Below are 8,146 nucleotides of genomic sequence, written 5' to 3'. Positions count from 1 at the left end.
CGACAACGCCGCGAGCTCCCCCAGCCCTGGGGGCTGGGAGGTGCCCCCAGTGCCAGGGCACGCGACGCCGCGGAGATCCACAAGACAGGCCCTAAAGCGCTTCGGCGACCGCCACCCGGTCGGCGGCGGCGGTGGCCTGCGCGGGCAGGCTGACCGCGACGGTGACCGGAATCGTGCCGGGGATGGGGACGGCGGCGTCCGGGGCCGTCGCGGTGCGGCGCTCGCGTTGGAAGACGTACGCGGCGACGGAACCGGAGGCCAGGAGGGCGAGGACGGACATGCCGCTGCCGAGCCAGGTGGCGCCGAGCCATTCGCCGCCGAGGTAGCCGAGGCCGACGCTGTATACGGCCCAGGTGAGGCCGGCGAGGGCGGACCAGGGGAGGAACTCCTTGGCGCGGCGGTGGGCGGCGCCGGCGCTGAGGGAGACGACCGAGCGGCCGGCGGGGGCGAAGCGGGCGAGGACGACGAGGGCGCCGCCGCCGTGGGCGAGGACGGCGCCGAGCTTTTCCTGGGCGGTGGACAGGCGCCGGGACTGGGCGAGGCGGTGGTCGAGCCAGTCGCCGCCGCGCCAGGCGAGGCGGTAGGCGGCGACGTCGCCGAGGACGGAGGCGGCGGCCGCGCAGGCCAACAGGATGGCGACGTCGAGGAGTTCACCGGAGGCGGAGGTGGAGGTCGCGCCGGCGCTGGCGGAGATCAGGAGGACGCCGCTGGGGAGGACCGGGACGAAGACGTCGAGGACGATCGACACGGCGACCAGCGGATAGATCCATGGTGCGTGGAGCAAGGAGCCCAGTCCGTCGAGCACTGTGCCTCCTTGGCCGGCGGGGTGCACGGCGCCCGCTGGGTGTGAGGCTGTCCGCGCGGGAAGCGGATCAATCCTCCGCATCCCGCCGTACAGCGTACGCTTCTGGTGTTTCAGCCGATCGCCGGGGTGGCGTGACCTTTTACTCACGTTGTGACGCGGGGTTGAGGAATAAAGGTTGAGACGTCGCCGAAGGGGCGGTGAAAACAGCCCCGGTGGCCGTTTTCACCGCCCCTTCCGAGCGGGGGTCAGGCGGTGCTGGGCTCCGGCTCGGCGGCCGGGGCAACCGCCGGGACCGGGGCCGGGGAGTCCGCCGGGGCCCGCTTGGCGAGGGCGCTGCCGAGGAGGCCGTCGAGCGCAAAGGCGCCGGGGCCGGCGACGACGACCAGCAGGAAGGCCCAGGCGTAGATCGCGGCGAGTTCGCCGCCGTTCTGGATCGGCCACAGGGCCGCGCTCTGGTGCACGTCGAAGTACGCGTACGCCATCGACCCGGAGGCGATCAGCGCGGCGAAGCGGGTTCCGAGGCCGAGCAGCACCAGGCTGCCGGCGACGAGTTGGATGACGGACGCGTACCAGCCCGGCCAGGTGCCGGTGGGGACGGTGCCGCCGCCCATGGCGCCGCCGAGGACGCCGAAGAGAGCGGCGGCGCCGTGGCAGGCGAAGAGCAGGCCGATGACGACCCGGAAGAGAGCGAGTGCATGGGGCTTGGCCGCTTCGGGGAAGCCGGAAAAGCTCATGAGGTACTCCTACGGTCAGGTGGGGGACGAACCGATGTTCACGACCATAGGTAGAATTTCGCTAACGCTGCAACTTTCAAGCATCACTCTCGGCCATCAGACATATCCCCGAAACACCGGCCCTTCCGGCCGTCCGCAAGGCCGCCCGGGCGACGGCATCCGTGTCCGCCAGCGTCACCGAGTTGACCCCGGGACGGGCTCCGGCGGCCGTCACCCAGTGCACGCCCTCCGTCGGTACGCCGACCGCGAAGCGGCGCGGATGGGCGCGGCCCTGACGGTCCAGCAGCCGGAACGGGCTGCTCGTGACGTCGAGGCCCCCGGTCTCGTAACCGCCGACCCGGTGCGGGCGACAGGCCCCGGCCGCCCGCAGCCGCGCGAGCAGCGGGTCGGCGGTCCGGCGCAGGTCGGGCTCCGGCAGCCGGGCCTCGACCAGGACGGTCACCCGCTCCCGTGACCCGGGGACGTCGGGGGATTCGGCGGTGAAGCAGGGGCCCGGGCCTGCCTCGACACTCAAGCGCGGCCCGAGAATCTCGACCACGCCGGCCTCGATCAGCGCCACCAGCTCCTCCGTACGGCTGCGGGGCGGACCGATCGACAGGAACGCGTTGAGCGGGGTGTACCAGCGGTCGAGGTGGTCGCGGTGCGAATCGCCGGACAGGCCGGCGTGGTCCACCACCAGCCGCAGTTCGTTGCGCAGGTCCCGCAGCACGTCCAGGGCCGCCTTGAGCGGACCGGCCACATTGCCGAGCCGGGCCTGCACCGCGTCCTGCCGCAGGTGGCCGAGCAGCCAGGTACGGAACGCCTCCCGGCTGCCGAAGCCGGTCCCCCGGTGCGGCCGGGCCAGCCGCGCCCAGTCCCAGCGGTCGGCGGCCGGTATCCCGAACTCGTCCAGGACGGCGGCCTCTTCGGGGCTGCCGTGCGGGGCGGACAGATAGCGCTCGCGGAATCGGTCCATCAGCCCCGGGTCGAGGGTGAGCAGCAGCGTCACGTAGTAGACCGTCTCGGCCTCCTTGGCGACCAGCGGCCACACGTCCTCAAGGAAGTCCGGGCAGTCGTCGGCGTCGCCCGAGGCGGCGCGCTTGCGCAGGCCCTCGATGACGTCGGGGGTGAGGAGGAGGGGCTGGTGGCGGCCGTGCGCGCCCTTCTCGTTGTCGCCGCGCGCGTGGTACGGGACGCCGCGCCGCGAACCGGCGAGGATGCGCGGCTCGCGGCCGGAGGGGACGTACGTGAGCCGGTCGGCGGCGTCGTCGCGGTGGAAGGTGCCGCCGCGGCCGGTGGTCAGCAGGGCGACGTGGTCGAAGAAGTTGAGGCCGAGGCCGCGCAACAGCACCGGTTCGCCGGGGCGGATGGCGGCGAGGTCGGCCTCGAGGTCGGCGGGGTTGGCGGGCGGGAGGTAGCGCAGGCCGTGCTCGGCGGCGTACGCGGTGAAACGCTCCTGCTGGGGGGTGGGCGCGGCCGGGAGGTGGCCCTGGGCGAGGACGACGGCATCGAGGTTGCGGAGGGTGCGGCCGTTGTCGAGGGCGAGGAGCTGGCGCCGGGTCCTGCCGTCCTCCTCGTCGTCGTCGAGGCGTATCGCGCGGGCCCGGTGGACGGTGACCGTGACGGCGTCCGGGGCCGAGCGCAGCGTGCGGCGGAAGACCCACTCGAGGTAGTGGCCGTAGAAGGCGCGGCTCGGGTAGTCGTCCGGGCCGAGGGCGGCGGCCTCGGCCCGCACGCAGGGATCGTACGCGTTGTCGGCGCTGCCGGAGCGGGCGAGGGCGGCGGCCCATGCGTACAGGCTGGGCCCGGGACGTATCGGGCCCCCGCACTCGACGCTCTCGTCGGTGAACAGGGTCACCTGCGACGCGACGGTGTTCATCAGCAGTTCGCTCGGCTGCGCGGTGCGCCACACCCGGCCGGGGCCGGGCGGCGACGGGTCGACGACATGCACGGTCAGCCGGGCGCCCGGCGTGAGGACGCCGGGTACGGAGGCGCAGACCCGTTCCAGCACGCTGGTGCCGCGTGGACCGGCACCGACGATGGCTATGGCGTGACGTGGCTGGGCTGCGGCTCCGGACACGGTGAGGGTCTCCCGGGGGCAGGTGCGGCTGCTGGACGGGTCCAGGGCCTGTCCCGCCCTGGTGCGCCGAACATCATCCCGTGCCGGGAGCCCGTGTCCACGCCGGGGCCGGAATATCCGGGTCCGGTGTGGGGCGGATCACTTCGCTTCGGGGTGTGTGCCCTCCGCTTCGGCGGAGACCTCGGCGTAGACCGCGCCGTTGGCCGCGTCATCGCCGTCCTCGGCCTTCATCGCGCGCGCCTCGGACTTGAGGATCCGCATGGACTTGCCGAGCCCCCGGGCGGCTTCCGGGAGCTTCTTGGAGCCGAAGAGCAGGATGCAGACCAGGGCGACCAGGAGCAGGTGCCAGGGTTCGAGTCCATTACGGAGCATGCGGGGCCTCGCTTGGGATCGGTGTGCGGTGTCACGTACTGACCGGGGCCCATTGTCAATCCCACCGGGGATGGATCCGCCCCCGGGGGTGCCAAACCTCGGCAAAGGAACAGCCGGGGTCACCGGAGGCGAACCGGGCGCTCGACGGAGCATGACCGTGCATCCATGACCGCGCATCATTGACCGCGCATCATTGACCAGAAAATAGCCCTCGCCACATGCTCACCCTTTTGAGTGAGTGCAGCGGTACTGATCACGTGGGTAGCGTCGATATGGGCGGCGACCAGCGGGATTTGCCGTCCGAAAGGCTGCAAACGCTCAAGCAGCAAAGGCAAAATGGGGAGGACAGCCCATGACGGTTGAGTCGGGTATCGCACCGGAGTCCGGGCAGGAAGAAGAACAGCCGCAGCTGAGTCTGAGTACGGCCGCCGCGCGGAATCTCGCGACGACGACCAAATCCGCACCGCAGATGCAGGGAATCACCTCGCGGTGGCTGCTGAAGATTCTTCCGTGGGTCCAGGCGACGGGCGGCACGTACCGGGTCAACAGGCGGCTGACGTACACCGTGGGCGACGGACGGGTGGAATTCATCCAGACCGGCGCCGACGTCCGGGTGATTCCGGCGGAGCTCGGCGAACTGCCGCTGCTGCGCGGCTTCGACGACCAGACGGTGCTCAGCGCCCTGGCCGACCGCTTCACGCAGAGCGAGTTCGCCCCGGGCGAAGTGATCGTCGAGGAGGGACGGCCGTCCGACCAGGTGTTCCTGATCGCGCACGGCAAGGTGAACAAGCTGGCCACCGGCAAGTACGAAGGCCAGGCCGTGGTCGGAGTCCTCGCCGACGGTGACCACTTCGGCGACGAGTCGCTGACCGCGCGGGACGGCACCTGGGGATACACCGCCAAGGCGGCCACCGCCGTGACCGCGCTGGTGCTCCCCCGGCACGCCTTCCAGACCGTGGCCGGCCAGTCGGAGTCACTGCGGGCGCAGATCGAGCGGTTCACCGCCGACGGCGGCCACTCACAGGACAAGTACGGCCAGGCCGAGATCGCGCTGTCCGCCGGCCACGAGGGCGAGGCGCGGCTGCCCGGCACCTTCGTGGACTACGAACTCTCGCCCCGGGAGTACGAGTTGAGCGCGGCGCAGACCGTGCTGCGGGTGCACAGCCGGGTCGCCGACCTCTACAACCAGCCCATGAACCAGATCGAGCAGCAGCTCAAGCTCACCGTCGAGGCGCTGCGCGAACGCCAGGAACACGAGCTCATCAACAGCCGGGAATTCGGTCTGCTGCACAATGCGGACTACACCCAGCGGATCAATACGCATTCCGGCCCGCCGACCCCGGACGATCTGGACGAGCTGATCACCCGGCGCCGTGATGCGCGTTTCCTGCTCGCCCATCCGCGGACGATCGCGGCGATCGGCCGCGAACTCAACAGCCGCGGCCTCTATCCCGACCACGTCGATCTCCACGGCGACCGGGTCCCGGCCTGGCGCGGAATTCCCCTTCTGCCCTGCAACAAGATCCCGATCACGAGGGAGAACACCAGCTCCATCATCGTGATCCGTACCGGCGAGGACAACCAGGGCGTCATCGGACTCCACCAGACCGGAATTCCGGACGAGTACGAGCCGGGCCTCTCGGTGCGCTTCATGGGCATCAACGACAAGGCCGTCATCTCGTATCTCGTCAGTGCCTACTACTCCGCCGCCGTCCTCGTCCCCGACGCGCTCGGCGTGCTGGAGAACGTCGAGATCGCCCGCCCCAGGGACTGACCCGGATGCACCCCCACGTCCCCGGCCGACACCCTGGTGCCGGCCGGGCCGCCACCTGGCCCCGGGGGCTAGCCCCACCCCGGCCCCGGGGGCCGCCCGGATTCCGGGGCTGAGCGCCGCTTCGTAGCGTCATGGGTACATTCCGCGACCTGCCCATGACGCCCGCTGGAGGCGGCCCCGTTGAGCACCGACACATCCCGCCGTTTACTGCTCGCCACGTCCGGGGCGGTGCTCGTGCTCGGCACGGTCGCCGGCTGCGCCGACGCATCCGACGACGCCAAGCCGGACAAGCACGACTTCGCGCTCAGCGGCAGCCAACTCACCATCGACGCCGGTGACTCGAAGGTGGTGGTCAAGCCGGCCGACGTGAAGGACGTCAAGGTCACCCGGTGGTTCGACGCCTGGGCGGTGGGCGGCAGCACGCACACCACCTGGTCGATGGAGGACGGCCACACCCTCAGGCTCCGGGTCACGTGCCGGGGCCTGGTGACCAATTGCTCCGCCCGCCACGAGGTGCTGGTGCCGCGGGGCGTCGCCGTGACCGTCGCCAACAGCGACGGCAAGGTCGAGGCGAGCGGTTTCGACACCGCGCTCAAGGTGTCGACCAAGGACGGCTCCGTCGCGATCCGGGACGTCAGCGGCCCCCTCGACCTCTCCACCGGCGACGGCAAGGTCGAGGCCACCGGCGTCACTTCACGCCGGGTCACCGCCCGCAGCTCCGACGGCGCGGTCCGGCTCCGCTTCACCACGGTGCCGGACCGGGTGCTCGCCACCACCTCCGACGGCAAGGTCACGGTCGAGCTGCCCGACGAGCGGTACCGCGTGTCCGCGACCACCGGCGACGGCAAGGTCACGGTCGCGGTGCCGCGCGACTCCTCGAGCGCCCACCAGGTCACCGTCCGCACGAACGACGGCTCGGTGACGGTGCGGGGCCTGTGATCAGGGTGCGGCCATCCGTACGACCCGCCCGCACGCGGCCCGCGCGGCCTCCACACGCGCCGCGTTGGGCCGCTCGCTGGCCTCGATGAAGGCCCGCGCCTCCGCCTCCGTACGACCGCCCGCCACGTGCCGCGCCAGCAGCCGCTCCTCCCGGACGGCGGGCGGCACGTCGACGAACCACAGCTCGTCCAGCAGATCCCGGACGGCGTTCCAGCCCGGGGCGTCGTCCGCGAGGTAGTTGCCCTCGGTCACCACGAGTTGCGCCTCCGGCGGCACGACGATGCCCGCCGCGACCGGCTCGTCCAGCGCCCGGTCAAAATCGGGTGCGTAGACCGGCCGCCCGTGCCAGGTTCGCAGCCGCCGCAGCAGATGGACGTAGCCGTCGACGTCGAAGGTCTCCGGCGCGCCCTTGCGGTCGCGCAGGCCGAGCCGGTCCAGCTGCGCGTTGGACAGATGGAAGCCGTCCATCGGGACGTACGCCGCCATGCCCGCGCCCAGCCGGGCGTTGACGCCGTCGACCAGGGAACGGGCGAGCGTCGACTTGCCGGCGGCCGGAGCGCCCGCCAGCCCCAGCAGCGCGCGCCTGGCTGGCATGCTGGGCACGAGGGCGATGGCGTCATTCACGAACATGCCGCCACCTTAAGAGGAGAGGCCTTGTACGAGACCAAGAACCCCCCGCTGACTCCCGAGCTGTACGAGTACGTGCTCCAGCACAATCCGCCGCTCGACCCCGTGCAGCGCGAGCTGGTCGAGGTCACCCACAAGCAGCTCGGCGACGCCGCCGGCATGCAGTCCGCCGAGGAGCAGGGGCCGCTGCTGGCCTTCCTCGTACGCCTCGTCGGGGCCCGCCGCATCATCGAGGTCGGCACCTTCACCGGCTTCTCGGCCCTGTCGATGGCCCAGGCCCTGCCCGCCGACGGCACGCTCATCGCCTGCGACATCTCCGAGGAGTGGACCGCCTACGGCCGCCAGGCCTGGGCCAAGGCCGGCGTCGCCGACCGCATCGACCTGCGCATCGGCCCCGCCCTCGACACGCTGCGGGCGCTCCCCACCGACCCGGTGATCGACTTCGTCTACCTCGACGCCGACAAGGAGAACTACGTCAACTACTGGGAGGAGCTGGTCCCCCGCATGCGCCCCGGCGGCGTCATCGCCGCCGACAACACCCTCTTCCACGGCCGCGTCCTCGACCCCCACGCCACCGGCAGCACCGCCGGCGTCCAGGCCTTCAACGAACGCGTCCACACCGACGACCGCGTCGAGGCCGTCCTCCTCACCGTCGCCGACGGCCTCACGCTGGCCCGCCGGCGTCCCTAGGCCCCGTCGTCAAAATCCCGCCTGTCCCGCGGCGGCCGGCGCCATTTTGACGACAGGGCCTAGGCCCAATGCCGGTGACTTAGGTGGCTTTGCCTCGTTGTCTTTCGTATGGCGAGGGTGGGGCAGGTCAGGGCGCCTGCGGGTGA

Annotated in this window: 8 protein-coding genes; 3 read left to right on the top strand and 5 right to left on the bottom strand. The window is 71.6% G+C overall.

The window, feature by feature from the left end:
* Window positions 1–91 precede the first annotated feature (91 nt).
* The 4 genes from ACFXJ5_RS40935 to tatA all read right to left on the bottom strand — a co-directional run bounded on the left by ACFXJ5_RS40935 (window position 92) and on the right by tatA (window position 3,970).
* The gene (locus ACFXJ5_RS40935) at window positions 92–805 is read right to left on the bottom strand and encodes a DedA family protein (protein ID WP_384643570.1); all 714 of its coding nucleotides are present in this window, start codon (window positions 803–805) and stop codon (window positions 92–94) included.
* Window positions 806–1,050: 245 nt separating this feature from the next.
* Window positions 1,051–1,539: a DoxX family protein gene (locus ACFXJ5_RS40930; protein WP_384643567.1), complete on the bottom strand. Its 489-nt coding sequence runs from the start codon at window positions 1,537–1,539 to the stop codon at window positions 1,051–1,053.
* Window positions 1,540–1,615: 76 nt separating this feature from the next.
* Window positions 1,616–3,598, bottom strand: coding sequence for an FAD/NAD(P)-binding protein (locus ACFXJ5_RS40925; protein ID WP_384643564.1), 1,983 nt, complete (start codon window positions 3,596–3,598; stop codon window positions 1,616–1,618).
* Between the two features lie 138 nt (window positions 3,599–3,736).
* Entirely contained in the window at window positions 3,737–3,970 is a 234-nt protein-coding gene (gene tatA, locus ACFXJ5_RS40920) for a Sec-independent protein translocase subunit TatA (protein WP_384643561.1), read from the bottom strand.
* Between the two features lie 352 nt (window positions 3,971–4,322).
* Between tatA and ACFXJ5_RS40915 the strand changes: the two genes are divergently transcribed.
* A complete protein-coding gene (locus ACFXJ5_RS40915) occupies window positions 4,323–5,744 on the top strand; it encodes a family 2B encapsulin nanocompartment shell protein (RefSeq protein WP_384643558.1) in 1,422 nt (473 codons plus the stop codon).
* A 180-nt stretch (window positions 5,745–5,924) separates the two neighbouring features.
* Window positions 5,925–6,683, top strand: coding sequence for a DUF4097 family beta strand repeat-containing protein (locus ACFXJ5_RS40910; protein WP_384643555.1), 759 nt, complete (start codon window positions 5,925–5,927; stop codon window positions 6,681–6,683).
* Here the strand turns inward: ACFXJ5_RS40910 and ACFXJ5_RS40905 are convergent, their stop codons facing one another.
* A complete protein-coding gene (locus ACFXJ5_RS40905; protein WP_384643553.1) occupies window positions 6,684–7,313 on the bottom strand; it encodes a nucleoside/nucleotide kinase family protein in 630 nt (209 codons plus the stop codon). It abuts the gene before it with no gap.
* A 24-nt stretch (window positions 7,314–7,337) separates the two neighbouring features.
* Between ACFXJ5_RS40905 and ACFXJ5_RS40900 the strand changes: the two genes are divergently transcribed.
* On the top strand, window positions 7,338–8,000 hold the full coding sequence (locus ACFXJ5_RS40900; RefSeq protein WP_384643550.1) for an O-methyltransferase: 663 nt from the start codon (window positions 7,338–7,340) through the stop codon (window positions 7,998–8,000).
* The last annotated feature ends 146 nt before the right edge of the window (window positions 8,001–8,146 follow it).

The sequence above is a fragment of the Streptomyces sp. NPDC059373 genome (assembly GCF_042751495.1).
In the GTDB taxonomy this organism is placed as follows: domain Bacteria; phylum Actinomycetota; class Actinomycetes; order Streptomycetales; family Streptomycetaceae; genus Actinacidiphila.
This window is presented reverse-complemented; position numbering and strand designations above follow the sequence as displayed.

Excerpts from the sequence above, each read along its gene's own strand:
- ACFXJ5_RS40930 (WP_384643567.1), bottom strand. The coding sequence starts at position 1,539 with ATGAGCTTTTCCGGCTTCCCCGAAGCGGCCAAGCCCCATGCACTCGCT.
- tatA (WP_384643561.1), bottom strand. The coding sequence starts at position 3,970 with ATGCTCCGTAATGGACTCGAACCCTGGCACCTGCTCCTGGTCGCCCTG.
- ACFXJ5_RS40915 (WP_384643558.1), top strand. The coding sequence starts at position 4,323 with ATGACGGTTGAGTCGGGTATCGCACCGGAGTCCGGGCAGGAAGAAGAA.
- ACFXJ5_RS40905 (WP_384643553.1), bottom strand. The coding sequence starts at position 7,313 with ATGTTCGTGAATGACGCCATCGCCCTCGTGCCCAGCATGCCAGCCAGG.